20 protein-coding genes and 1 pseudogene are annotated in these 24,935 nt (G+C 66.3%); 8 read left to right on the forward strand and 13 right to left on the reverse strand.

What is annotated here, in order from left to right:
* Positions 1-3: 3 nt before the first annotated feature.
* Both M1D93_RS16315 and purD read right to left on the reverse strand, forming a co-directional pair.
* Positions 4-942 carry a phosphoribosylaminoimidazolesuccinocarboxamide synthase gene (locus M1D93_RS16315; RefSeq protein ID WP_461172508.1) on the reverse strand — a complete coding sequence of 313 codons (939 nt, stop codon included), beginning with the start codon at positions 940-942 and terminating at the stop codon, positions 4-6.
* A 1-nt stretch (position 943) separates the two neighbouring features.
* A complete protein-coding gene (gene purD / locus M1D93_RS16320; protein WP_461175047.1) occupies positions 944-2,260 on the reverse strand; it encodes a phosphoribosylamine--glycine ligase in 1,317 nt (438 codons plus the stop codon).
* A 93-nt stretch (positions 2,261-2,353) separates the two neighbouring features.
* Between purD and M1D93_RS16325 the strand changes: the two genes are divergently transcribed.
* The 3 genes from M1D93_RS16325 to M1D93_RS16335 all read left to right on the forward strand — a co-directional run bounded on the left by M1D93_RS16325 (position 2,354) and on the right by M1D93_RS16335 (position 5,441).
* Positions 2,354-3,925, forward strand: a complete 1,572-nt coding sequence (locus M1D93_RS16325; RefSeq protein WP_461172509.1) for a molybdopterin-dependent oxidoreductase — start codon at positions 2,354-2,356, stop codon at positions 3,923-3,925.
* Positions 3,926-3,961: 36 nt separating this feature from the next.
* Positions 3,962-4,978 (forward strand): asparaginase, encoded by a 1,017-nt coding sequence (locus tag M1D93_RS16330; protein WP_461172510.1) that lies wholly within the window; start codon positions 3,962-3,964, stop codon positions 4,976-4,978.
* A gap of 85 nt (positions 4,979-5,063) precedes the next feature.
* On the forward strand, positions 5,064-5,441 hold the full coding sequence (locus tag M1D93_RS16335; RefSeq protein ID WP_461172511.1) for a sterol carrier family protein: 378 nt from the start codon (positions 5,064-5,066) through the stop codon (positions 5,439-5,441).
* A gap of 3 nt (positions 5,442-5,444) precedes the next feature.
* On the opposite strand, the gene M1D93_RS16340 is transcribed toward M1D93_RS16335, so the two are convergent.
* Genes M1D93_RS16340 through M1D93_RS16350 form a run of 3 tightly spaced genes read right to left on the reverse strand, consistent with a single transcriptional unit; the run spans position 5,445 to position 8,596 of the window.
* Positions 5,445-6,206, reverse strand: a complete 762-nt coding sequence (locus M1D93_RS16340; RefSeq protein WP_461172512.1) for an SDR family oxidoreductase — start codon at positions 6,204-6,206, stop codon at positions 5,445-5,447.
* 49 nt (positions 6,207-6,255) lie between these two features.
* Entirely contained in the window at positions 6,256-6,999 is a 744-nt protein-coding gene (locus M1D93_RS16345; RefSeq protein ID WP_461172513.1) for an aspartate/glutamate racemase family protein, read from the reverse strand.
* A gap of 28 nt (positions 7,000-7,027) precedes the next feature.
* A complete protein-coding gene (locus tag M1D93_RS16350; RefSeq protein ID WP_461172514.1) occupies positions 7,028-8,596 on the reverse strand; it encodes an NCS1 family nucleobase:cation symporter-1 in 1,569 nt (522 codons plus the stop codon).
* A 309-nt stretch (positions 8,597-8,905) separates the two neighbouring features.
* Here M1D93_RS16350 and aceE point away from each other — a divergent pair, with 309 nt between their 5' ends.
* Both aceE and nboR read left to right on the forward strand, forming a co-directional pair.
* Positions 8,906-11,671: a pyruvate dehydrogenase (acetyl-transferring), homodimeric type gene (gene aceE, locus M1D93_RS16355; RefSeq protein ID WP_461172515.1), complete on the forward strand. Its 2,766-nt coding sequence runs from the start codon at positions 8,906-8,908 to the stop codon at positions 11,669-11,671.
* Between the two features lie 29 nt (positions 11,672-11,700).
* On the forward strand, positions 11,701-12,369 hold the full coding sequence (nboR, locus tag M1D93_RS16360; RefSeq protein WP_461172516.1) for a nicotine blue oxidoreductase: 669 nt from the start codon (positions 11,701-11,703) through the stop codon (positions 12,367-12,369).
* A 122-nt stretch (positions 12,370-12,491) separates the two neighbouring features.
* Here nboR and M1D93_RS16365 read toward each other — a convergent pair whose 3' ends face one another.
* A complete protein-coding gene (locus M1D93_RS16365) occupies positions 12,492-13,397 on the reverse strand; it encodes a helix-turn-helix transcriptional regulator (RefSeq protein WP_461172517.1) in 906 nt (301 codons plus the stop codon).
* A gap of 148 nt (positions 13,398-13,545) precedes the next feature.
* Between M1D93_RS16365 and M1D93_RS16370 the strand changes: the two genes are divergently transcribed.
* The 3 genes and pseudogenes from M1D93_RS16370 to M1D93_RS16380 all read left to right on the forward strand — a co-directional run bounded on the left by M1D93_RS16370 (position 13,546) and on the right by M1D93_RS16380 (position 15,832).
* The gene (locus M1D93_RS16370) at positions 13,546-14,385 is read left to right on the forward strand and encodes an SDR family oxidoreductase (RefSeq protein WP_461172518.1); all 840 of its coding nucleotides are present in this window, start codon (positions 13,546-13,548) and stop codon (positions 14,383-14,385) included.
* Positions 14,386-14,391: 6 nt separating this feature from the next.
* Positions 14,392-14,904, forward strand: coding sequence for a cyclophilin-like fold protein (locus tag M1D93_RS16375; protein WP_461172519.1), 513 nt, complete (start codon positions 14,392-14,394; stop codon positions 14,902-14,904).
* Positions 14,905-14,957: 53 nt separating this feature from the next.
* A pseudogene (locus M1D93_RS16380) lies at positions 14,958-15,832 on the forward strand (aldo/keto reductase).
* 25 nt (positions 15,833-15,857) lie between these two features.
* On the opposite strand, the gene M1D93_RS16385 reads toward M1D93_RS16380, so the two are convergent.
* From M1D93_RS16385 to M1D93_RS16415, 7 genes are all read right to left on the reverse strand, one after another.
* Entirely contained in the window at positions 15,858-16,505 is a 648-nt protein-coding gene (locus M1D93_RS16385) for a uracil-DNA glycosylase (RefSeq protein ID WP_461172520.1), read from the reverse strand.
* Positions 16,506-16,583: 78 nt separating this feature from the next.
* A complete protein-coding gene (locus tag M1D93_RS16390; protein ID WP_461172521.1) occupies positions 16,584-17,564 on the reverse strand; it encodes an aldo/keto reductase in 981 nt (326 codons plus the stop codon).
* Positions 17,565-17,659: 95 nt separating this feature from the next.
* A complete protein-coding gene (locus tag M1D93_RS16395; RefSeq protein WP_461172522.1) occupies positions 17,660-20,488 on the reverse strand; it encodes a molybdopterin-dependent oxidoreductase in 2,829 nt (942 codons plus the stop codon).
* Between the two features lie 2 nt (positions 20,489-20,490).
* A complete protein-coding gene (locus M1D93_RS16400) occupies positions 20,491-21,411 on the reverse strand; it encodes an FAD binding domain-containing protein (protein ID WP_461172523.1) in 921 nt (306 codons plus the stop codon).
* Positions 21,402-22,610 carry an XdhC family protein gene (locus M1D93_RS16405; RefSeq protein WP_461172524.1) on the reverse strand — a complete coding sequence of 403 codons (1,209 nt, stop codon included), beginning with the start codon at positions 22,608-22,610 and terminating at the stop codon, positions 21,402-21,404. Before M1D93_RS16405 ends, M1D93_RS16400 begins: the two co-directional genes overlap by 10 nt.
* Before the next feature lie 173 nt (positions 22,611-22,783).
* A complete protein-coding gene (locus M1D93_RS16410; RefSeq protein WP_461172525.1) occupies positions 22,784-24,304 on the reverse strand; it encodes an NCS2 family permease in 1,521 nt (506 codons plus the stop codon).
* Between the two features lie 14 nt (positions 24,305-24,318).
* Positions 24,319-24,813, reverse strand: coding sequence for a nucleoside deaminase (locus M1D93_RS16415; protein ID WP_461172526.1), 495 nt, complete (start codon positions 24,811-24,813; stop codon positions 24,319-24,321).
* Between the last annotated feature and the right edge of the window lie 122 nt (positions 24,814-24,935).

Consider the following 24,935-nt stretch of genomic DNA (forward strand, 5'->3'; position numbering starts at 1 on the left):
GTATCAGGCGAACGTTCGCCCGGTGATTTTCTCGTAGGCCTCAACGTAGCGGCTGCGGGTACGCCCGATGACCTCTTCCGGAAGCGCCGGCGGAGGCGTATCGGAAGCCTTGTCCCAGCCGGATTCGGCCGACGTCAGCCAGTCCCGGACGTACTGCTTGTCATAGGAGGGCTGCGCCTGTCCCGGCTGGTAGGTGGCCGCGTCCCAGAACCGGGAGGAATCCGGCGTCAGGACCTCGTCGCCCAGCGTGATTGAGCCAGAGACTGCGTCGTAGCCAAACTCCACCTTGGTGTCGGCAAGGATGATGCCACGCTCGCGGGCAACAGCCTCCGCCGTGGTGTAGATCTGCAGTGTGAGGGCGCTCAGCCGGGCAGCGATATCGTCGCCCACCATGGCGGCGACGGCGTCATACGTGATGTTCTCGTCATGTTCGCCCACTTCCGCTTTGGCCGACGGCGTGAAAATGGCCTGTTCCAGCCGTGAACCGTCCACCAGGCCCTCCGGCAGCGGAATGCTGCAGACCGTTCCGGACGACTGGTATTCCTGCAGCCCGGAGCCCGTGAGGTAGCCGCGGGCGATGCACTCGACGGGGAACATGTCCAGCTTCTTGCAAATCATGGCCCGGCCTTCGACGGCCTCCGGGACCCCGTCCTCCACCGTGGAGCCCAGCACGTGGTGCTCCACGTCCAGCTGGTCGAACCACCACAGGCTCAGCTGGGTGAGGATGCGCCCCTTATCGGGGATTTCACTGGTGAGGACGTGGTCGAACGCGCTGATGCGGTCACTGGCCACCACCAGCACGCAGTCCTGGCCAACGCGCTGCAGGATGGACTCGTCGGCCGGCTCGTAAAGGTCACGGACCTTACCGGAATAGACGTGGGTCCAGCCCGGCAGGTCCAGGGTCCTGGCGTTGAAGCCGCGTGCTGCAGGAATGTCGCTCATGCTAAGCCTTCGCTTTCGTCACAGGCAGGGAACTGGTGGACGCGGACGGGACCTTGATCTCGCCGCGGGCAGCCTTGCCACCGATGTCACTGCGGAACTGGGAGCCTTCAAGCTGAACCAGCTCCACGCCGTCGTACGCTTTCTCGCGTGCCTCCACCAGGTCGCTGCCGAGCGCGACGACCGCGAGCACGCGGCCACCGGCCGAAACCACCTTGCCGTACTCGTCCAATGAGGTGCCGGCGTGGATCACGTGGACGCCTTCCAGCTCCTCCACCTTTTTCAGCCCGCGGATGCGGTCACCGGTGCGCGGAGTGTCAGGGTAGTTTTCGGACGCGACGACGACGGCGACCGCCGTTTCCTTCGCCCAGCGCAGCTCTTCCGCCTTGTCCAGTTCGCCCTTGGCGGCTGCCAGGAGCAGGGCACCGAGGGGCGTCTTGAGCCGGGCCAGCACGGCCTGCGTTTCCGGGTCGCCGAAGCGGACGTTGAATTCGATGACGCGGGTGCCGCGCGAGGTCAGCGCCAGCCCCACGAACAGTACGCCCACAAAGGGTGTGCCGCGGCTTGCCATCTCGTTGACCGTGGGCTGGGCCACGCGGTCAATAACTTCCTGGACGAGGCCTTCCGGCGCCCACTCCAGTGGCGTATAGGCGCCCATGCCGCCGGTGTTGGGTCCTTCGTCGTTGTCGAAGATCCGCTTGAAGTCCTGGGCCGGTGAGAGCGCCACCGTGTTCTGGCCATCGCAGAGGACAAAGACGGAAACCTCGGGGCCGTCCAAAAACTCTTCGATAACCACCGAACCGCCGGCATCAAAGCAGGACTGTGCGTGGGCCAGGGCTTCGTCGCGGTTCCCGGTGACCACTACCCCCTTGCCGGCGGCGAGTCCGTCGTCTTTCACCACGTAGGGTGCGCCGAAGGTGTCCAGGGCTGAGGCGGCTTCGTCAGCGTTGGTGGCGACCATGGCCATGGCCGTGGGTACACCGGCCTCGGCCATGATTTCCTTGGCGAATGCCTTGGAGGCTTCGAGCTGTGCGGCCGCTTTGCTGGGGCCAAACACCGGGATCCCGGCTGCGCGGACGGCGTCGGAAACTCCCGCTGCGAGCGGCGCCTCCGGGCCTACCACCACGAGGTCCACGGCGAGCTTGGTGGCCAGGGCGGCTACGGCGTCGGGATCGTTGCCGTTGATCTTGTGGGTGGGGACCAGCTTGCTGATCCCGGCATTGCCGGGAGCTGCATGGACCTCGGACACGTTGGGGTCGGCGAGCAGGGAGCGGACAATGGCGTGTTCGCGGCCTCCGGGGCCGATGACGAGTACCTTCACAGTCTCCAAGGGTACTTTGTGCACCCTGCCCCCTCCTAAGCTGTGTCAGCCCTGGAAAACAATCCCCGGACCGCTCGGCTCCGAACCTATGTCATGAAAAAGCTTTCGAATTGGCTCAAGGGTCCCACCGCCATGGCCGCGCTGGCAGGCGTGGTGGCTGCCGCCGTCGTCCTTGCCGTGGCTGAACTGGTCGGAGCGTTTTTCACTGCACGCGCCACACCCGTTCTCGCGTTGGGGTCCACGTTCATCGACTTCACGCCGCCCTGGCTGAAAGATTTTGCGATCGCCACGTTCGGCACCAATGACAAAGCTGCCCTCTTTGTGGGCATGGGGCTGACCATTGCCGTCCTTGCCTGTGTGCTGGGCGTGGTGGCGTACCGCCGGTGGGCGCTGGGCGTCCTCGGCGTCCTGTTCATGGGTGCGGTCATCGTGGCCAGCGTGGTGACCCGGGCAGGAGTGGATCCGGTGGACGCCATACCGTCAGTGGTGGGAACGCTCGCGGGCCTGGTGGCCCTGCGGGCCCTGATCGCTCCGCTTTGGGGTCTGAAGGCCTGGCCTGAGGCGCCCGCAGATATTGCCGAGGACCGACATCCTGCAACCAGCCGCCGTCGCTTCTTTGCCGCAGCCGGGATCACCGCAGCCGCTGCCGGCATCGCCGCCACGGGCGGCCGCCTCCTGAGTGCCGCCCGCAGCAACATTGCCAAGGCGCGGGACGCCCTGAAGCTTCCCGCACCGGCAAGGGCCGCGGCCGCCGTTCCAGCCGGCGTCCAGTCGCCGGCGCCGGGCGTCACACCGTGGGTGACACCCAACGGCGAGTTCTACCGCATCGACACCGCCCTCAGCGTCCCGGAAATCAACGCGGATGAGTGGGAGCTCCGGGTGCATGGACTGGTTGAAGAGGAGGTCCGGCTCACGTTCCAGGACCTGCTCGACGCCGACCTCATCGAAAGCCATGTGACGCTCACCTGTGTCTCCAACCCCGTGGGCGGAAACCTTGTTGGTAACGCCAAATGGCTGGGTCTGCCCATCCGTGAGGTGTTGAAGCGGGCGAAACCAAAAGATGGTGCGGACATGGTGCTCTCCACTTCCATCGACGGCTTCAGCGCGTCCACCCCGCTCGAGGTCCTCCAGGACGACCGGGATGCCATCCTGGCCATCGGCATGAACGACGAGCCACTCCCCCTCGAGCACGGCTACCCGGTGCGGATGGTGGTTCCGGGATTGTACGGATTCGTTTCGGCAACAAAGTGGGTGGTGGACCTCGAAGTAACCAGGTTCGCTGACAGCAAGGCCTACTGGACCGACCGCGGATGGTCCGAGCGCGGGCCCATCAAGACCATGGCGCGCGTTGACGTTCCCAAGTCCTTCGCAAAGGTTCCCGCCGGGAAAGTTGCCGTTGGCGGCACCGCGTGGGCCCAGACCCGTGGCATTACCAAGGTGGAGATCCAGATTGACAACGCCGAGTGGGTGGAAGCGGATTTGTCCACCGAGGCGTCCCTGGTGACATGGCGCCAGTGGTCCTATGAGTGGGACGCGGCACCGGGGCCGCACTACATCAAAGTCCGTGCCACCGACGGCTCCGGCGAGGTGCAGACCGACCAGCGGGCCGATCCCGTTCCGGACGGCGCCTCGGGCTGGCAGTCGGTGATGGTCACCGTGGAGTAGCCCGGCTTCCGGGATGCAGGCCCCTAGACTGGCAACATGCCGCATAATCCGCACGCCACCTTCACCGTGGACTCCGCCGTCGAACTGGCCGTGATCGAGCGCAGCGGCTTTGTGGAGTCCCGGCACATCGGCTCGGCCGTGCTGCTGGCAGCAGACGGGTCAGTAGTCACAGAGCTCGGCGACATTAACACACCGATCTTCGCCAGGTCCGCCCTAAAGCCGTTCCAGGCACTGGCCTCGATGCAGTCCGGCGTACCCCTGCGCGGCGCGCAGGTTGCACTGGCATGCGCGAGCCACGTGGGTTCACTGGACCATATGGATGTGGTGTCCGGGATGCTCAAAGCTGCCGGCGTGCGCGAGGACCAGCTGCAGTGCCCGGAAGCATGGCCGCAGGATGAGACAGCACGCAACTGGCTGGTGCGCTCCGAACGTGGAAAAACAAGGCTGGCGTTCAACTGTTCCGGCAAGCACGCGGCCTTCCTGTGGGCCTGCACCGAGAACGGCTGGGATACCCACAGCTACCTGGAGCCCAACCACCCGCTGCAGCAGCGGGTCCGCACGGTCATCGAGGAATACACGGGCGAAAAGATCGCCCACCTGGGAATCGACGGCTGCGGCGCGCCCGTGGCAGCCGTCTCACTCAAAGGCCTGGCGCGGGGCTTTTCACAGCTGGCCAAGGCACCCGGCGACCAGAGCTTCAGCGCCAGGGCCGCCACCATCGCAACGTCAATGCTTGACTACCCGTGGGCAGTGCAGGGCCGTGGTGAAGCCAACACCCTGGTGATGGACGAGCTGGAGATCATCGCCAAGGTTGGCGCCGAAGGCGTCCTGGCCATGGCCACGCCGCAGGGTGTCTCCGTTGCCGTTAAGATATTGGACGGGAATGTCCGGGCCACGTCGCTGGTGGCCCTGACGCTTCTCGCGGCTGCGGGCGCGGTAGAGATTCCGGGGGTTGCGAGCGTCCTGGAAAAAGTGGTGGAGCCGGTGCTGGGCGGCGGCCGTCCGGTGGGGCAGATCCGCCTTGGCCCGGCGGTTTCGGCGCTCCTGGACTAAGCACCGGCCAGTTCAGTTCTCTTCGACGGTCGCGGTACCCTGATGGCCTTTGCCACTGCATCCCAACGTGAAGGAAGCCGATAACATGCCAGTCGCCCGCCGTCGTATCGACGTTCAAGAAGGCGCCGCAGCAGTGGAGGCGTGGCGGAATGCCGGGGACCCGTCGTCGGACGTTCCTGTTCCACGGGCCGTCCTGGCCACTGCCGTGCGGTACACACTGGAGGAAGTGACCGCACGGGCGCCGGGCAATTCGGTGGAGGTGCGCGTGCCGCCCTTCGGCGTCACGCAGTGCGTGGAGGGCCCCCGGCATACCCGTGGAACGCCACCCAACGTCATTGAGTGCGACGCCGCCACCTGGCTTGGGATGGCAACGGGCCAGTTGAGCTGGGCGGAGGCAGTCGCTGCCGGCAAGGTGGCCGCCTCCGGCCTGCGCGCGGACCTCTCAGCCCTGCTGCCCCTTTAGAGCTCAGCCGCGGCCGATGAAGGGCATGCCGGCCGCGGTGACAACTACGGACCCAACGCTGGCCGTCGGTGGCATGTTGGCCATCATCAGGACCGCACGGGCAGCATCCTCAACGGGAAAGGTGGGTTCAACGCGGCGGCTGCCGTCTGCCTGGAGCGCGCCCTCGCCGACGCCGATGGTGTCCATAATCTCCGTGGCAGTGTTGCCGATGTCGATCTGCCCGCACGTGATGCCGAAGCCCCGCCCGTCCAGCTCAATGCTTTTGGTGAGGCCTGTCATGGCGTGCTTCGTGACGGTATAGGCCACCGTCCGGGGCCGCGGCGAGTGCGCGGAGATGGAGCCGTTGTTGATGATCCGCCCGCCCTGGGGTTCCTGCGCCTTCATGGCCCGGACGGCGGCCCCGGCACACAGCATCGACCCTGTGAGGTTCACCGCCACCGTGGCATCCCAGTCCGCGAGGGAGATTTCGTCCACACTCGCGGCCGGCCCGAACACCCCGGCGTTGTTGAACAGCAGGTCCACCCGCCCCCACCGCCGGCGGACGGCCTCGAAAAGGTGCTCGACGTCGTCGGGCCGGGTGATGTCGCAGGGAACCGGAAGCGCGTGCTCATGTCCGCCTGCTGTCTCAACAAGTTGCGCCTCGCGCCGGCCGGCGAGGGCGACAGCGTAGCCATCGGCCAGGAGCAGGCGGGCCACCGCCCGGCCGATGCCGGAGCCCGCGCCGGTAACGACTGCAACGCGCCCGGGCTGCTGGGGATGGTACACAATCTTCTCCTGTACTGCCGATAGAGCGGCCCTGCCTGAAGGGAACCGCCTAAAGGGAAACCGGCACGTCCGTGCTGTTCAGCGGCCAGCCTATGACGGTCTTGGGCCGCGGTGCAGCGTAGGTCCGGACTTTGGATGTGGACAGCCGCATCCGGACCAGGGACTCGGCGATCACCACGGCTGACGCCACGCCATCCACCACCGGCACTCCCGCGCGCTGCCGGATCTGCTCATCCAGGCCCGCCATTCCGCCGCACCCGAGAACAATCACCTCGGCCTTGTCTTGGCTGACGGCCAGCATCGCCTGGTTGATGATGGCTTCCACCGCGCGTTCCGGTTCCTCCTCCAGTTCCAGGACGGCCATGCCGCTGGCCCGGACAGACGCGCAGCGGGCGTCCAGGCCCGCCAGCTTGAGCCGGTCCTCGATGAGTGGGACGGTCCGGTCCAGTGTGGTGACCACCGAGTATTTGTGGCCCAGGAACATCGCGGTGCTGGCCGCCGCCTCGGTGATGTCCACCACCGGAACGTCCAGCAGCTCCTGCAGCCCCTCGCGTCCGTGCTCGCCGTAACCGGCTTGGACGACGGCGTCGAACGGCTCCGGATAGTGCGTCACCGCGTCCATCACGGCGATGGCAGCAAGGTAGCTCTCGAAGTTGCCTTCACAGGAGTCGGCACCGAATCGCGGCGTTATCCCCACGATTTCCGTTCCGGGCGCTGCAATGCTGCGTGCCTGTGCAGCAATGGAGCGGGTCATGGACTCCGTTGTGTTCACGTTCGCAACCAGTATGCGCATTGGTATTTCCTTACTCAGTGGTGCCGGTTCAGTGGGTGCTGGCGACGGCGATGGCCTCGCCGTCGCGGTCTTCCAGCCGCTGCGACCGGTCGGCGATGGAGAAATACACCACCGCTGCGATGCCGGCGGCGAAGAACCATGCGAAGGGTGCTGCCGAGGCCAGGGCCGGTACGAATGCAATAAGGAGTGCGACGACGGCGGCCGGCACCATGGCGATGATCGCCTTCGGATTGACGCCGTTCCGGTAGTAGTACGTACCGGTGGCGGCGGCGGTGTACAGCTCGGGGACGTTGACCTTGCCGCGCCGGATCAGCCAGTAATCCGCCATCACGACGCCGAACAGGGGTCCGAGCAGGGCACCCAGGCCACCCAGGAAGTACACAATCACCAGCGGGTTGTTGTAGAGGTTCCACGGCAGGATGACCAGGCCGATGACCGCGCTGACGATGGCCGCCTTACGGAAGTTCAGCCGCTTGGGGAACAGGTTGGTCAGGGCGTAGACAGGCGCCACGAAGTTCGCCATGAGGTTGACCGCGATGGTCAGGATCAGCAGGGCGAGGCAAGCCAGCACAAGGAAGAGCGTGTTGGGAATCGTCTGGACGATGTCCGAGGGGCTTTCGATGATGGTGCCGTTGATTTTGAATTGCCCGCCGGCCATGACCACAACGATGGCGCCGAAGACGAGCATGTTGATGGGGATGCCCCAGAAGTTTCCGCGGACCACGGCCTTCTTCGAGACGGCGGAGCGGGTGAAGTCGCAAAAGTTCAGGACGAATGTGCCGTAGATGGAGACCCACAGGGCACCGCCCGCGAAGATGGTAAGCCACATCTCGGGCCCTTCGAGGGCGTTGTCCGAGGACCAGGCGATGGCGCCGCCGGCCTCGATGAAGATCCAGACGGCGATGGCTGCCATGGTGGCCAGGATGACCGGACCGGCGAATGCCTCATACTTGCGGATCATCTCCATGCCGAAGCTGACGATCACCAGTTGCACCACCCAGAGGATGACAAAGGCGATCCAGCCCAGGGTGGACAGTCCTAGAATGGAGTCCTTGTCCAGGCCGCCGAGGGACGGGAACATCGCCACAAGCATCACGCGGAAGACCACAGAGGCAAGGTAGGTCTGGATGCCGAACCAGGCAACGGCGACGGCTCCGCGGAGCAGGCTGGCAATCTGGGCCCCGCGGATGCCGAAGCTGATCCGACTCATGACCGGGAACGGAACACCGGTCTTGACGCCCATAAATCCGGAAAGGTTCAGGAGGCCGAAGAGCAAGGCCGCTCCGATGCCGAGGGCGAGAAGGATTTGCCACCCGCCGAGCCCCAAAGCGAAGAGTCCAATAGCGAAGGCATAGTTGCCGAGGCTGTGGACATCGTTGGCCCAGAGGGTGAAGATGCTGTAGCCCGACCAGCTGCGTCCGGCACGTTTGGTAGGGGCAAGGTCTGCGTTGTAGAGGGTTGGGCTGATGGCCTGGCCTGATGCTGCGCTTGCTGATTCGCAAAGTGCTTCAACGCCCACGGCGGTGTGGACGGAAGATTCTGACTGCGCTGTCAGGTCAGGAGCCGTGTCAGCGCCCACCGGTGGAGGGGTCTGCATTAGGGATCTCCGGTTCTAAGTTTTCCGCGTGGTGAGCTCGGATCGGCGATCACTGCTGTCATTCCACATTACGGAATCAAGATATTGAATAGTGGAATAAGCGTATGACCTGAATCACTCCGGGTCAAGCAGCCGCGAGAGCGGCCTCGGTCATAATTGGTTCGGGCGGGGAGAGGGGCCGCGTGTAGCGGTGCGGCGAAAGCGGCTTGTTGACCACCCCTCCGTCTCTGGCTAATCTCGTATAGCAATAATGTTTTCTCACAATATGAAAACATCAAGCCGAGCATTCAAAGATGAAAAGAGGCTGCCGTGGCTGCAGGAGAAGATACCTCCCATATCCTCAGCGGGTTGACTAACCAGCTGCCTGATCGTGATCCGGAAGAGACCGCCGAGTGGGTTGAGTCCCTGGATTCGTTGATCAGGGAACAGGGTACCGAGCGTGCCCAATACATCATGCGGAGCCTGCTGCAGCGTGCCGGTGCGCAGAGCGTCGGGGTGCCGATGGTGACCACCACCGATTACGTGAACACCATCCCGGTGGACCAGGAAGCTGCGTTCCCGGGCAACGAGGAGTTCGAGCGCCGGTACCGGGCGTACATGCGGTGGAACGCCGCGGTGATGGTGCACCGGTCCCAGCGGCCCAACATCGGCGTGGGCGGGCACATCTCCACCTACGCCGGGGCCGCGACCCTGTACGAGGTGGGCTTCAACCACTTCTTCCGCGGCAAGGACCACCCCGGCGGCGGGGACCAGGTCTTCTTCCAGGGCCACGCCTCCCCCGGCATGTACGCGAGGGCGTTTATGGAAGGCCGGCTCTCGGAGGAGGACCTGGACGGGTTCCGGCAGGAAAAGTCCCGTGCCGGCCACGCCCTGTCCTCCTACCCGCACCCGCGCCTGATGCCCTCGTTCTGGGAATTCCCGACGGTGTCGATGGGCATCGGGCCGATGAACGCGATCTACCAGGCCCAGTCCAACCGGTACCTGCACAACCGGGGCCTGAAAGACACCTCGGACCAGCAGGTCTGGGCGTTCCTGGGCGACGGCGAAATGGACGAGCCCGAATCCCGCGGCCTGCTCCAGCTCGCCGCGAACGAGAACCTGGACAACCTGAACTTCGTGATCAACTGCAACCTCCAGCGCCTGGACGGCCCGGTGCGCGGCAACGGCAAGATCATGCAGGAACTCGAAGCGTTCTTCCGCGGCGCGGGCTGGAACGTGATCAAGGTCGTCTGGGGCCGGGAATGGGATGACCTGCTCTCCCGGGACACCGACGGGTCGCTGGTGAAGATCATGAACGAAACCCCCGACGGGGACTACCAGACCTACAAGGCCGAATCCGGCGGGTTCGTCCGCGAACACTTCTTCGGCAAAGACCCCCGGACCAAGGACCTCGTCGCGGACCTGAGCGATGACCAGATCTGGAACCTCAAACGCGGCGGCCACGACTACCGCAAGGTCTACGCCGCGTACAAGGCCGCCACCGAATTCAAGGGCAAACCCACCGTCATCCTCGCCAAAACCGTCAAAGGCTACGGACTCGGACCCCACTTCGAGGGCCGCAACGCGACCCACCAAATGAAGAAACTCACCCTCGATGACCTGAAGGAATTCAGGGACTACCTCCGAATTCCGATTTCCGATGCCCGGCTGGAGGAGGACCCTTACAGCCCGCCCTATTTCCATCCGGGCCATGATGCCCCGGAGATTGTTTATCTTCATGAGCGGCGCAGGGCACTTGGCGGCGCCGTCCCCGAACGCCGGCCGGACCATCAGGCCGTTGAGCTGCCCGATGCCAAGACGTTTGAGGTGGCCAAGCGCGGTTCGGGCAAGCAGCAGGCCGCCACCACCATGGCTTTTGTCCGGCTCCTGAAGGACCTGATCAGGGACAAAAAGTTTGGCCACCGGATTGTGCCCATCGTGCCGGACGAATCGCGGACTTTTGGCATGGACGCGTTCTTCCCCACGGCCAAGATCTACAACCCCGGCGGGCAGAACTATCTCTCTGTGGACCGGGACCTGGTCCTGGCCTACAAGGAGTCCGCCCAGGGCCAGCTGATCCACCCCGGGATCAACGAAGCCGGCGCCGTGGCAGCATTCACCGCCGCCGGAACCGCGTACGCCACCCACGGCGTGCCCCTGGTCCCGGTCTACGTGTTCTACTCCATGTTCGGCTTCCAGCGCACCGGCGACGCCTTCTGGGCAGCAGCAGACCAAATGACCCGCGGCTTCATCATCGGCGCCACCGCAGGACGGACCACCCTCACCGGCGAAGGCCTCCAGCACGCCGACGGCCACTCCCCCCTGCTCGCCTCCACCAACCCCGCAGTGGTCACCTACGACCCCGCCTACGGCTACGAAATGGGCCACATCATCCGCGACGGCATTGAGCGGATGTACGGGCCGGCCGCAAGCGGCGAAGGAACCGGAACAGCGCCGGATAACAACGTGATGTACTACCTCACCGTGTACAACGAGCCCATCACCCAGCCCGCAGAGCCCGAGAACCTGGATGTCGAAGGCGTGCTCAAGGGCATCTACCGGGTCTCGCCGTCCGCCACTGAAGGGCCCAAGGCGCAGATCCTGGCCTCCGGTGTGTCGGTGCCGTGGGCGCTCCAGGCCCAGCAGCTCCTCGCCGATGACTGGGGCGTCTCGGCCGATGTCTGGTCCGTCACGTCCTGGAACGAACTGCGCCGCGACGGCCTCGCCGCCGAAGAGGAAGCCTTCCTCAACCCCGGCGAACCCGCCCGCGTCCCCTTCGTCACCCGGCAACTCGAAGGCGTCACCGGCCCCATCGTGGCCGTCTCGGACTACATGAAAGCCGTCCCCGACCAGATCCGCCAGTTCGTCCCCAACGAATTCGCCACCCTCGGCGCCGACGGCTTCGGCTTCTCCGACACCCGCGCCGCAGCCCGCCGCTTCTTCAAAAACGATGTCCACTCCATCGTGGTGAAAGCGCTGCAAATGCTCGCAGGGAGCGGCGAGATTGAGGAGGGCGCGCCGTCGTATGCCATGGACCGCTACAAACTCCTGGACGTCAACGCCGGGACCACAGGCGGAGCGGGCGGCGACGCCTAAAGTACGCGGCCCCGAGTTAGGGTGTGGCTATGGGGAGCACGGATGGGATCAGGACAACGGGGGTTGTCCTCGCCGCCGGCGCCGGGACCAGGCTGGGACGGGGGCCCAAGGCCCTGCTCCCCTACCGCGGGCGGCCACTTGTGGAATCCGTCGCGGGCGCGCTGCTCGACGGCGGCTGCCGCGAGGTTGTGGTGGTGCTTGGTGCCGGCGCTCCCGACGTCGTAGCCCTAGCCGAGCTGGCGCGCTTCCGGCCTGTGGTGAACCACGAGTGGCAGTCCGGCATGGGCAGTTCCCTGTTGCTGGGGAACGCCAGCGCGGACCCTGGCGACCATCTGATGGTTGCCTTGGTGGACCAGCCGGGCCTGACGCCGCGGACGGTGGGGCGGCTGCTGGCCGCCCACCGTCCGGGCCGGCTCACCGCCGCGGCATACCGCCGCCGGGAAACGTCCGACGGCGGGCAGCAGGCCTGGCAGGAGATCGGGCAGCCTGACAGGCTGCTGCGGGGCCATCCGCTGCTCATTGATGCTTCCCTGCGCGAAGCAGTGAGCGTGACGGTGTCCGGTGACGCGGGGGCACGCGGCTTCCTGCGGGCCCACCCGGAGCTGGTAGACGAGGTGGACTGCAGTGACCAGTCCACCGGCGAGGACATCGACACACCGGATCAGTTGCGGCTTCTCGGCCAGGAGACTGCTCAGTAAGGGCGCGAATGGGCGTTGAGACGGCGGGCCCTTCGATGGACAGGATTTTTGGGCGAACTCTCCGGACGGGCCAACGCTGTTGCTTCAGCCTTCAGTCGTAACGACATATAAGGCTCGCAGCATCAATGTCCAGGGAGGTGGTTGGTGCGTGCTTGGTCCTTGGACTTCAACTCGACGCCCTTTGTAGCGGCCCAGTTGGCCAGCAGCTGCAGTCCGTCCTGGGATGCGGAGCCTGGTTCCGCGGAGAAGACCAGCATCTGGAGGCTGCGGTCAGTGGCGAGGTCAAGGCCGAGGTAGTTCAGGTCGAGGTCGCCGACGACGGGGTGGTGGACGCTTTTGAGCCCGTCGCGGTGTTCCCGGACGTCGTGGGCTCCCCAGAGTTTCCGGAAGAGGTCGCTGCGGGTTGAGAGTTCGCCGACAAGGTCGCTGAGCTGACGGTCGTAGGGGGAACGGCCAGCTTCGACCCGGAGGAGGGCAACGATCTGGCGGGTGTTGGATTCCCAGTCCCGGTAAAACGTCTGTGCCCTGGCGTCCAGGAACACAAAACGTGCGGCGTTCAGGGGCTGCCGGTCGTCCTCGAACATCTCCGAAAAGAGAGCCCGGCCGAGGCGGTTGGTGGCCACCGCGTCCAACCGGCCGTTCTGCACGAACACCGGAACGGTGGACATCGCATCGATCGTCTGCTGCAGGGCAGAGTTGATCTGGGTTTTGCGTGCCGGGCGCCGGCGCTGCGGGTGGGCCCCGGCGTTGGCTGAGCGGATGAGCTCGTAAAGATGTGAGTGCTCGGCCTCATCCAGTTGAAGGGCACGGCTGACCCCGTCGATGACGGCTTCCGACGCTCCCTTCGCATTGCCGCGTTCCAGGCGCTTGTAGTACTCCGAGCTCATGCCGGCCAGGAGGGCCACTTCTTCCCGCCGCAGGCCAGGGACGCGGCGCCGCCCGCCGAAGTCAGGCAGGCCCGCTTGCTGCAGGGTCAGCTTGGCCCGCCGCGAGATGAGGAACTGGCTGAGGTCGTCCTGGTTGTCCATGGTCTCGAAGGTACTCCACCTCGCGCCCGCTAGCGGGTCCCTGCCAGGGAACCTCCAGGTAGGGTCTCGTTAGCCCACGCCCGGGCCGGTTGACTTGAATCATCAGCCGCCCCGGACGGGCCGGTTGGGACGCAAGAAAGGCATCATCATGACCAACGTTTGGTTCATCACCGGAGCCGCCCGGGGCATGGGCGTCGACCTGGCCAGGGCCGCCCTCGACGCCGGCCACCAGGTCGTGGCCACCGCCCGCGACGCCGCCAACGTCACCGCGGCCCTCGGCGAGCACAAGAACCTGCTGGCCCTGTCGCTGGACGTCACCGACGCCGCGGCCTCGACTGCCGCCGTCCAGGCCGCCGTCGGACGCTTTGGCAGCATCGACGTCCTCGTCAACAACGCCGGCAACTTCTACGCAGGCTACTTCGAAGAGATTAGTGACAAACAGTTCCGGGCACAGATGGAGACAAACTTCTTCGGCCCGCTGAATGTCACCCGCGCAACCCTGCCGGTCATGCGCGGGCAGCGCCGCGGACACGTCATCACCATCACCTCCGCCGCCGGCATCATCGGCCAGGAGTTCTGCGCCGCCTACGCCGCGTCAAAGTTCGCCCTCGAAGGCTGGATGGAATCCCTCCAGTACGACGTCCAGCCCTACGGCATCCACACCACCATCGTCGAACCAGGCTTCTTCCGCACCGAACTCCTCGTCGAGGGCGCCTCCTCCATCTGGCCCGAACTCTCCATCGACGACTACGCCGAACGCACCACCCAAACCATCGCCGCGTGGAAGGCCATGAACGGCCGGCAGGGCGGAGACCCCGCCAAGCTCGGCGCAGCCCTGGTCTCCATCGCCGCCATGGACACCCCGCCGCTGCGGTTCGTCGCCGGAGCAGACGTCGTCGCCGGCGTCGAGCACAAAGCCCGACTCCTCCTCGATCAGGTCGAAGCACACCGCGATCTGTCCTCCGCCATGGCCCTCGACAACGCTTAGGAACTCATGAAAAAGCCCCTGTCCCTCATCGCCCTCGCCGCAACAGCCGCGATCGCCCTCGCCGGATGCTCCGCACCCGCAACCGAAACCACCGCCGCAACCCCAGCCCCGGCAACCACCCCCTCCGCCGCCACCGAACCCTCGGCCCCGGCCGAGGTTTCCACGGACGGAACCCCGATCACCATCACCGCCGGCGACGTGGTGATGACGGCGACCCTCAATGACAGCCAGGTCGCCGAGGACTTCGCCGCCACCCTCCCGGTCACGCTCCCCTGGTTCCGGAACGCCGGCATCGAATACATCACTGAACTCAACGCCCCAATGACAGAAACGGGCCCGTTCTACACCGACGTACAACCCGGGGACATCGTCTACTACAACCCCCTCGACAGCATCACCATCATCTACGAGGAAACCAGCTCCGTCCCCACCCTCACCAAAATGGGAGAGATCACCTCAGACCTCAGCGTCTTCGAAAACCTCCCGGACGACGTGGACATGCGCATCGAGCGGGGCTAACCCTCGACCCATCTGGTTCAGCCTCCAAGCCACACGGAAAAGGACATACAACCATGAAGAACGCACGCCTCGGAGACCTGGAAGTCTCCGCCATCGGACTCGGAGCCATGACCATGGCCGGCACCTACACCAGTGAAGAGATCGTCGGCCGGGCGGTCAAGGGACGCCGCGATCAAGTCAAGATCGCCACGAAATTCGGTCTGGTCTCCCATTCCGGCGCCGGCCCCGGCGTAATCGACAGCAGTGCGGCAAACGTGAAGGCCGCCGTCGAAGGCTCCCTCAAGCGCCTCGGGACCAGCCACGTCGACCTGTACTACCAGCACCGGGTGGACCCGAACACCCCGATCGAGGAAACCGCCGGCGCCGTCGCGGACCTGATCGCCGAGGGCAAGGTGCTGCACTTCGGGCTCTCCTAAGCCTCCCCGGAGACCATCCGGCGGGCACACGCAGTGCAGCCCGTGACGGCGTTACAGACGGAGTACTCTCTCTGGACCCGTGACGTGGAGGAGGAGATCCTGCCGCTGCTGCGTGAACTGGGTATCGGCTTCGTCCCGTACTCACCGCTCGGACACGGCCTGCTGACCGGTCACATCCGTTCCGTGGACGACTTCCCCGAGGATGACTGGCGCAAAACCAACCGCGGTTCACTGGCGGGAACTTCCGTCGGAACCTCGCCATCGTCGACGAAGTGAAGGCTATCGGCGCCGAGATCGGCGCGACCCCCGCACAGACAGCCCTCGCCTGGCTGCTGAGCCGTGGGAACGACATCGCTCCGATCCCCGGCACCCGCCGGGTCTTCCGGGTCGAAGAGAACACCGCTGCCGTGGGCACCAAACTCACTGGCGACCAGCTGGACCGGCTCAACGCACTCCAGCCGGCCGCTGGCGAACGCCACGACGAGGCCAACATGGCCTCGATCGACCGCTGAACACGGGTTGTGGCGTCCTGGCAACTCAAGCCTGCATCCCGGCCTCAAGCAATTGCTCGAGGCCGCGCTTGAAGCCGGACCGGCCGCCATGAGCGGGATGCCTCACCTTGGGCACATCCAGTCCGTTGCGTTGAAGGCTTCGATGAGCAACATTGCCAACGGCCACCACGGTGTGGATGCCAAAAACGTCCACCAGCGCCTGCCAGAACGGTGTCCCCATGGCTGCTTCCGCCGGCGTGGGAGTCCGGTTGGACAAAGGATTTCCGGGCACATGCGGGTGCCAAGGGAAGGCACTCCACAGCAGTGGAAGGACATCCAGTTCCGCCAGGACCTCCCACATCACGGTTGCGGTGGGCTCAGCTGCCACTTCCGCCGCCTCGGGAGGCAACGCGTACCCCTTCCCCTGCCCGAACAGCCCGAACGCGTTGGTGGAACTCATAAACATCCCGCGGTTGGTGAAGGGCACTCCAGTGATGCGCATGCCCCGGAAGCCCGGGGCCTCACCCAGCAGCAGTACCTTGGGCGAGCGGTCCAGCATCTCATCGAGGTACAGTTCCAGGTTCCGCCGGCGCAGGGCGTTGTCCGGAACCCTGTGGTCAAAGAAAGTGTTGCGCCCTGGGACTGTGGGCGCGGCGGCGAGCCGCTCCACAAAGTCACTGACGGAGGCAGTCACCGGCGGCCTCCCAAGCGCAAGAGAGCTGCCCGGGGTCCCTGTGGCGAGCGGAGCCGGGCATGGCGCAGGCGGCGAACGCTACCAGCGCGGGTGGATGGCTTCGCGGAAGTAGTGGTCGTAGATCCAGCGGACGCCGGCGTCGAAGTCTTCGTCAACAGTGACACCCGCCGCGGCGGCGTTTGCCGTTGCCTGCTCCACGTTGCGTGCGCCGGGGATCACGCTGGTGACGCCGTCCTGGGCTGCAATCCAGGCGATCGCAGCCTGCGCCGTGCTGGCGCCGGCCGGTACGAGCTGTTCGAACTCCTTGACGGCCTTCAGGCCCAGGTCGTAGTCCACGCCGGAGAACGTTTCGCCGACGTCGAAAGAGTCGCCGTTGCGGTTGTAGTTCCGGTGGTCGTTCTCGGCGAAGGTGGTCTCCTTGGAGTACTTGCCGGAGAGCAGCCCGGAAGCCAGCGGCACGCGGGCGATGATTCCCACGTTTGCGGCCTTTGCCGCGGGAAGGACGTCGTCCAGGGGCTTGAGGCGGAAGGCGTTCAGGATGATCTGCACGGAGGCGGTCCCCTGGTGGCTGATCGCTTCCAGCGCCTCGTCAGTGCGTTCAACACTGACACCGTAATTGCGGATGGCGCCCTCTGCCACCAGGGTGTCCAGGGCGTCATAGACCTCGGCGTTGCTGTACACCGGAGTGGGCGGGCAGTGCAGCTGGACCAGGTCCAGGGAGTCTGTGCCCAGGTTCTTCCGGGAGCGGTCAACCCACTGGCGGAAGTTGGCCAGCGTGTAGTTCTCCGGCAGCTGGTCCACGCGGCGGCCCATCTTGGTGGCCACCGTGATGTCCAGGCCGGGGTTGTCCGCGAGGAACTTCCCGATGGCCTGCTCGCTCTTGCCGTCGCCGTAGACGTCAGCGGTGTCGAAGAAGTTCACTCCCGCTTCCACGGAGGCCGCCAGGATGGCCTGCGCCTGTGCCGGGTCAACGTGGCCCCAGTCCGCGCCAAGCTGCCAGGTTCCCAGCCCCACGATGGACACGTTCCGTCCGGTCTTGCCTAAAATCCGCTGTTCCATCCTCCGACTATAGGGGTCGGGCCCGCAGGCGCAGGAATTTTACGGGCTCGGCCGCGCCGTTCCGGGGGCCTGAACCACCCGCCCGGCAGGGCTTCTCACGTTGCCGAGTGTTCCAGGTTTGGCACCAGCCCCGCCTCCCGAAGTCCCAAATAGATCCTGTCCCGCGCAATGGGCAGCTGGGCGAAGCGCACACCGGTGGCATTCCTGATGGCGTTTGCCAACGCGGGGGCCACGGGGTTGAAGGGACTTTCGCTCATGGACTTGGCGCCCAGCGGCCCCATCTTGTCGTTGGTGTCGGCGAAGTACACCTCGCTGCGGGGCACGTCGGCGAAAGTAGGGATGTGGTACTGCCGCAGGATGTCGGTGGTGACCCGGCCGGCGTCGTCAATCACTACCTCCTCATACAGTGCGGCGCCGATGGCCTGGGCAATTCCACCCTCGATCTGGCCGCGGCACTGGCGCGGATTCACCACCACACCGGCGTCCGCCGCCTGCACGCTCTGCAGGATCTTCAGCTCGCCCGTGCCCCGGTTCACCGCCACGCGGAAGCCGTGCACGTTGAATGCCACGGACCTCGGCGTCCCGCCCCAGCGTCCTTCCGCTGCAAGTTCGACGCCGGCATCCGCAGCCGCCTGCGCCAGTTCCGCGAGCGGCACGGCTGTTCCGTCAATGACTACGGAGCCGCCGTCGAGGACGCAGGCCGAGGCCTGGGTCTGCCGGATGCCTGCCGCAAAGGCGCGGATCCGGACAGCCAGTTCCTCGGCCGCGGCGAGGGTTGCCTTCCCCGCCACCACGGTGCCCGCGGAACCAAAGGCGCCGGTGTCGTGCTCGATCAGGTCGGTATCGGACTGCCGCACCACAATCCGGTCGGCTTCGGTGGACAGCGCCGTGGCGGCCAGCTGCGCGTGGACGGTGGTGGTGCCGTTGCCGAACTCGGCAGTCCCGACGTCGGCCTGGTAGGTCCCGTCGGGCAGGAGCCGGAGACGGGAATGGGCAAAGTGGCCGCGGGGCGGCACGGTGTCGATCATGGACAGGGCGGTTCCCTCGCCGGTGAGCCATTCAGGACCGAGCTCGTCCAGTCCGGCGGCCCGGTACCGTTCCCGGCCGCGGGCCAGCGCGTCACGGACCAGGCTCAGGCACTGGTCCAGCCCGTAACTGCCGTAGTGGACGTCCTCCTCGGGTTCCGGCTGGGTGGACAGCATGCGGTCGCCCTCGCGCACCATGTTCCGGCGGCGGAACTCGAAGGGATCCATGCCGATGCCGGCGGCGAGCTCGTCCATGGCGGACTCGATGGCGAAGATCATCTGGCTCAGGCCATAGCCGCGGAACGCCCCGGCCGGCACCGTGTTGGTGTACATCGCGTGGGCGTCCACTTTTTTGTTGGCACAGTTGTAGACGCTCAACGACTCGCCGCAGCCGTGGAACATCACGCCCGGGCCGTGGTTGCCGTACGCGCCGGTATTGGTCAGCACGTCGAGTTCCAGGGCGGTCAGCTTTCCGTCCACGCTGGCGCCGGCCTTGAGCTTGATGGTGAACGGATGGCGGGTGGTGGTGGCGGTGAACTGCTCCGTCCTGGTCAGTTCGAGCTGCACCGGCCGGCCCAGTTTCAGGGCCGCGAGCGCAACGATGTCCTCGGTGAGTACTTCCTGCTTGCCGCCAAAGCCGCCGCCCACGCGCCCGGCCACCACGTGGACCTGCTCCTCCGGGAGCCCGAAAACCCGGCACAGCGTGCGGCGGACCAGGAAGGGAACCTGGCTGGATGTGCGGACTTGAAGGCGGCCCTCAGTGTCAACGGCTGCGATGGCTGCGTGCGTTTCCAGGGCAACGTGCTGGACGCGCTGGGTACGGTAGGTCTGCTCATGGATGAAGTCCGCTGCCGCAAAGCCCTGGGCCACGTTCCCCAGTTCCGAGTGGAGTTCAGCCACCACGTTCCGGTCCGGCCGGGAAATGCGCGACGCCGACCCGTCCTTGTCGCCGTGCACCAGCGGCGCTCCGGGCAACAGCGCTTCCTGCGGCGAGAAGACAGCGGGCAGTTCCCCGTACTCCACCTCCAGTGCCCGCACCCCGGCTTCTGCGGCAGCCACCGTTTCAGCCACCACCGCGGCAACCCGCTGGCCCCGGAACCTCACCACGTCATCCAGCACGCGGATGTCATCCGGATCGTCGGTAAAGAGCTCATGCTGTGCAGTGGAGAACAGCTGCTCCGGAGCGTCCCGGTGGGTCAGGACGGCCACCACGCCGGGGACCTGCAATGCAGCATCGGTGTTGATGGACAGCACGCGTGCATGGGCAAGCGGCGAGCGCAGGAGCTTGAGGTGGAGCAGGCCCTGGAGCTGGTCTGGGACGTCCAGCGTGTAGCGGACTGCGCCAGTAACCACCGCCCAGCTGGCGGGTGCCGGGACGTCGTCGCCCAGCTGCCCCGGCTCGGGGTCCGGCTGGCCTTTCCCGGCGATCCCGGATCCCTGTCCCTTCGGATCCGGGTGCCCGGCATGCCCGCAAACGGCGTCGGCGATAGCACGGTATCCGGTGCAGCGGCAGAGGTTGCCTTTGAGGTTGCGGGCCAGGTTCTCCTTCTGCTCGTCGTCGAAGGTCGCCGCCGTCATCACCATGCCCGCCGTACAGAACCCGCACTGGAAGCCCTGCCGCTCCATGAACTGCTGCTGCACCGGGTGCAGGTCCGCTCCGTCGCCCGCAGTTGAAGCCAATCCTTCGATGGTGGTCACCGCGTGTCCCTCAGCGCGGACAGCAGGGTAGATGCAGCTGTGCACGGGAGTGCCGTCCACGTGCACCGTGCAGGCCCCGCAGTCGCCGCCGTCGCAGCCCTTCTTGACGCCCAGGTTGCCCTGCTCCCGCAGGAAGGTGCGCAGGCACTGCCCGGGGCGGGGTGACGCGTCCGCGGGGGCTCCGTTGATCTCGATGGCCATGCTCAGGCCCCTTCCTGCTGTGCGTAAAGTCCGCGGTCCGCCGGCGGCCAGAAGTCGCCGGATACCCGGAGGCCGGGCGCAGCTTCCGGGGCAGCGAGTTCGGCGCGGATTTCCTCGGCCAGGCGGTAGGTCATGTCCCGCCGCCAGGCCGGCAGGCCGTGGATGTCGTCGTGGTAAAGGTCATTGGAAATCGCTGCGGAAATTGCGGCGGCCAGCACATCGGCGTCGGGAAGCCCATCGAAGCGCAGCTGCACGGGCCGTTTGGTGGCGGCGGTGACGGTGAGCACCAGCCGGGTTCCGCCGTCGAGCCTTCCGATCAGCAGCACCCCGGACCTGCCCAGGTTGCTCAGCGACAGGCGGCGGAACGCCACCCGGGAGGTGAGTGCCGACGCCGGGAGGTGGACGCTGCGCAGCAGCTCGCCGGGTGCCAGGCAGTTCTTTGCGTCGCCCGTGACGAAGTCCGTCACCGGGACGCTGCGGCTGGTCCCGCCGGGGCCGAGGATGGTGGCGCTGCCGTCCAGCCCGGCGCACAACGAGATGACGGGGCCGGCGGGCAGCGACGTGCACAGGTTGCCGCCCACAGTGGACATGTTCCACACCTTGAAGGAGGCAACAAAGGAGTCGCAGCACGGCCGGATAAGGTCCAGGGCCGGCCAGCTGCGGCCTGCAGCTGCAGCAGAACCGGGAAGGCTGTAGAGGTCGGCGACAGTGCAGGTGGCAGCCAGCTCTATCCCGGCATCGCTGACGGTGACGGGGGTCCAGCCCGAGTTGCCGAGGTCCAGGAGCCGCCTGAGCGGCTGGGGGCCGAACGCGAGGCTGCCGTAGGAGAAGAGGACTGTGCCCCCGGCGAGCCAGGCGTCGCCGTCGCGCCATTCCTCGGGGTCGGTGGTGGGGACCACCGCCTCGATGGTGTTCATGTCCATGCGATCTCCTGCTTCAAAGAGTGGGTGGGCGCGGGCTTCGCGGCGCGCTCCTGGTGGATGGGGCCGGAGGTCTCCCTCAACGGCTGGTGGGAGGCTCCCGGATGCCGGGCGGCGATGACTTCGGCCAGGACGGAAACCGCCACTTCGGCCGGTGTGACGGCGCCGAGATCCAGGCCGAGCGGCGAGTGGAGCTGGGCGATCCGTTCGGGGCGGACGCCGTTGTCCAGCAGGGCGCCGACGCGTTGGACGTGGCTGCGCCGGGAGCCGAGGGCCCCGATGAAGGCGACGTCCAAGGCCAGCGCGGTCTCCAGCAGGGGAACGTCGAACTTGGGGTCGTGGGTGAGGACGCAGATCACCGTCCGGGCGTCCACCCGTCCTGCCGCCGCTTCTGCTGCGAGGTAGTGGTGCGGCCAGGCGGTGAACACCTCGTCCGCCGCCTGGAACCGCGTTTGGGAGGCAAAGGCCGGCCGGGCGTCGATCAGGGTGACGTGGTAGCCCACCGGCTTGGCGGCGGGCAGCAGCGCGGCACTGAAGTCATTGGCGCCGAACACCAGCATGCGCGGCGGTGCGAGCCGGGACTCCACCAGGAGGGTGGCCTCCCCGGTGCACAGGCCCGGCCCGGCCAGGTGCAGCACGCCGGTGGCGCCGTTGCGCAGGAAGGACTCGAGCTGCTCACTGCGGGCACGGCCGGCCCCGGAGTCTCCTGGAAGGTCCAGTAGCACACGCAGCTCCGGATGGCGGGACACGTCCGCAGCGGCCGGCCGGGAGATAACGACGGCGCCGCTGCCGCCGGCATCCAGCCTTCGGACCAGCGCCACCGGTTCGTCCGGCCCGCAGGCCGCCAGCTGCAGCAGCGCTTCGGCCAGCCTGCCGCCGTGGTTCCCGTTGGCCGGTTCAATGTGCACGTCCAGCTCTCCCCCGCAGGTGAGCCCGACGGCGAAAGCATCGGCAGCACTATAGCCGAACGTCTCGAGCCGGGCGGCGCCGTCGTCCATCGATTCCAGCGCCGCCGCCACAACGGCTCCCTCGACGCAGCCGCCGGAGAGGCTGCCCAGGACGGCGCCGGCGTCGGACACCAGCATGGAGCTGCCGACGGGCCGGGGAACGGAACCGCTTGCCCGGACGATGGTGGCGACCGCGAACCGCTGTCCGGCCAGGGCCGGGGCCCAGCCGCCGAGTGAAGGGATCAGGTCAAGCATGGCGGCGCTCCTTTTTCCACGTTGCGGTGGTGTCCATATTGTCGTTCCTAATGCCGGCCGGACCAAGGGTTGGTCCGGCTGGAGGGAATATTGCTGCCGTTTCGGGCATCCGCGCCTGCGTGGTAGCAGGTGCGGATGCCCGAAAGCGGAGCAGGTGCGGCTGGTAGCTGCGGTCAGGCGCCCAGCAGCAGGTTGATGGGGCCGCGGGCGAAGTACACCAGGAACCCGGCGCTGACCACCCACATCAGGGGATGGATCTTCTTCGCTTTCCCGGAGGCCGCACCGATGATGGCCCAGCTGATGAAGCCCACCCCGATGCCGTTGGCGATGGAGTAGCTCAGCGGCATGGTCACGATGGTGAGGAACGCGGGCAGCGCCACCGAGAACTTGCTGAACTTGATTTCCCGGATCTGCGCCATCATCATCGCGCCTACCACCACCAGGGCAGCGGCTGCCACCTCGAGCGGAACCACGCTGGTCAGCGGTGTGAGGAACATCGAGCCCAGGAACAGGACACCGGTCACTACCGATGCCAGGCCGGTACGCGCGCCTTCCCCGATGCCGGCGGCGGAGTCGATGTAGACGGTGTTGGACGAGCCTGAGGTGGCTCCGCCTGCGACGGCGCCCACGCCTTCCACGATGAAGGCGGACTTCAGGCGGGGGAACGTTCCGTCCTTGTGGGCGACGCCGGCGCTTTTGGCCAGGCCGGTCATGGTGCCCATGGCGTCGAAGAAGTTGGTGAACACCAGGGTGAACACCAACATGGTGGCCGCGAGTCCGCCGATCCGGCTGAAGGCTCCGAACAGGTCGAACTGTCCCACCAGGCCCAGGTCCGGGGCGGACACCAGCTGGCCTGACAGTACCGGGGTGTTGAGGTGCCAGCCGCCGGGGTTGGTTGGGCTGGCCGGGCCGATTTTCATCGTTGCCTCGACGATGGCGGCCAGGAAGGTAGTGGCCACTATGCCGATCAGCAGTCCGCCCTGGACCTTGCGTGCCACGAGGATGCCCATGGCCAGGAGTCCGACGATGAACACCAGCGTGGGGATGGAGGTGATGGAGCCGCCGTTGCCCAGCTGGACGGGAGGTCCGCCCGCCGTCGCCTTGACGAAGCCGGAGTCCACGAAGCCGATGAAGGCAATGAACAGGCCGATGCCCACGGTAATGGCGGCCTTCAGCTCCTTGGGGACGGCCCGGAAGATGGCGGTCCGGGCCCCGGTGATGCCGAACAGGACGATCAGGATGCCGTTGATCACCACCAGGCCCATGGCTTCCGCCCAGGTGACTTCCTGGATGACCGAGACGGCCAGGAACGAGTTGATGCCCAGCCCGGCGGCGAGGCCGAACGGCAGGTTCGCGACGAGCCCGAAGAGGATGGTCATGACGCCGGCAGTAAGCCCGGTGACTGCTCCTACCTGTGCGGCGGAGAGCCAGCCCCCGGCGACGTCGGTGGGGGCGTTGCCTGCGCCGAACCCGCCCAGGATCAGGGGGTTGAGGATGACGATGTACGCCATGGTGAAGAAGGTAACCAGGCCGCCGCGGAATTCACGGGCAAGTGTTGAGCCGCGCTGGGTGATCTGGAAGAACCGGTCAAGGAAGGAGTTGGCCGCCGGCCGCTTGGGGCCGCCTTCGGTGGCGCTGGAGGTGCGGGGGGTTGGAGCCGAGTGCTCCCCGTGGGAATTGTCCAGGATGGTCATGTCAGCCGCCGGGCCTAGTAGTCAATCCTGGTGTCGAGTGTGTTCCAGGTGTTGAACGGTTCCAGCGGGGCCGGGGCCTGCGGATCGTTCAACTCCAGCTTCGAGACCGGCATCAGGGAGTTCCTGTCCTGGTTTTGGAAGTATTCGTAGAAGACGGCGTCGTCGAAGCCCACGGAGGCGGCGTCGTGCCGGTCCGCGGCGAAGACGACGCGTTCCACCCGGGCCCAGAGCGCGGACGCCAGGCACATGGGGCACGGCTCGCAGCTCGTGTAGAGGACGGCGCCGCTGAGATCGAAGGTGTCGAGTTCGCGGCAGGCGGTGCGGATGGCGGTGACTTCGGCGTGGGCGGTGGGGTCGTTGTCAGCAGTGACACGGTTGACGCCGTCGAACGTTTTACCGTCGGCGGTGACGATCATGGCGCCGAAGGGCCCGCCGCTGTTGAGGACGTTGGCCGTTGCCAACCGGATGGATCTGGCCAAGAACTCTTCGGCCGTGACGGTGGTACTCATGATGCGACTTCCTTTTGCCGGGAAGCCCGTTGCCGCTTGCAGGACCAGTAGAACCAGGTGCGAACGGTTACCAGGCTTCAGCATGTGCTGTGAAGGTTAAGTTGCGCCTGGTAGATAGCTTC

Source organism: Arthrobacter sp. Z1-9 (assembly GCF_054792695.1).

Coding starts and splice junctions, on each gene's coding strand:
- M1D93_RS16315 (WP_461172508.1), bottom strand. CDS start 942: ATGAGCGACATTCCTGCAGCACGCGGCTTCAACGCCAGGACCCTGGAC.
- M1D93_RS16325 (WP_461172509.1), top strand. CDS start 2,354: ATGAAAAAGCTTTCGAATTGGCTCAAGGGTCCCACCGCCATGGCCGCG.
- M1D93_RS16330 (WP_461172510.1), top strand. CDS start 3,962: ATGCCGCATAATCCGCACGCCACCTTCACCGTGGACTCCGCCGTCGAA.
- M1D93_RS16335 (WP_461172511.1), top strand. CDS start 5,064: ATGCCAGTCGCCCGCCGTCGTATCGACGTTCAAGAAGGCGCCGCAGCA.
- M1D93_RS16345 (WP_461172513.1), bottom strand. CDS start 6,999: ATGCGCATACTGGTTGCGAACGTGAACACAACGGAGTCCATGACCCGC.
- M1D93_RS16350 (WP_461172514.1), bottom strand. CDS start 8,596: ATGCAGACCCCTCCACCGGTGGGCGCTGACACGGCTCCTGACCTGACA.
- nboR (WP_461172516.1), top strand. CDS start 11,701: ATGGGGAGCACGGATGGGATCAGGACAACGGGGGTTGTCCTCGCCGCC.
- M1D93_RS16365 (WP_461172517.1), bottom strand. CDS start 13,397: ATGGACAACCAGGACGACCTCAGCCAGTTCCTCATCTCGCGGCGGGCC.
- M1D93_RS16370 (WP_461172518.1), top strand. CDS start 13,546: ATGACCAACGTTTGGTTCATCACCGGAGCCGCCCGGGGCATGGGCGTC.
- M1D93_RS16375 (WP_461172519.1), top strand. CDS start 14,392: ATGAAAAAGCCCCTGTCCCTCATCGCCCTCGCCGCAACAGCCGCGATC.
- M1D93_RS16390 (WP_461172521.1), bottom strand. CDS start 17,564: ATGGAACAGCGGATTTTAGGCAAGACCGGACGGAACGTGTCCATCGTG.
- M1D93_RS16395 (WP_461172522.1), bottom strand. CDS start 20,488: ATGGCCATCGAGATCAACGGAGCCCCCGCGGACGCGTCACCCCGCCCC.
- M1D93_RS16400 (WP_461172523.1), bottom strand. CDS start 21,411: ATGGACATGAACACCATCGAGGCGGTGGTCCCCACCACCGACCCCGAG.
- M1D93_RS16405 (WP_461172524.1), bottom strand. CDS start 22,610: ATGCTTGACCTGATCCCTTCACTCGGCGGCTGGGCCCCGGCCCTGGCC.
- M1D93_RS16410 (WP_461172525.1), bottom strand. CDS start 24,304: ATGACCATCCTGGACAATTCCCACGGGGAGCACTCGGCTCCAACCCCC.
- M1D93_RS16415 (WP_461172526.1), bottom strand. CDS start 24,813: ATGAGTACCACCGTCACGGCCGAAGAGTTCTTGGCCAGATCCATCCGG.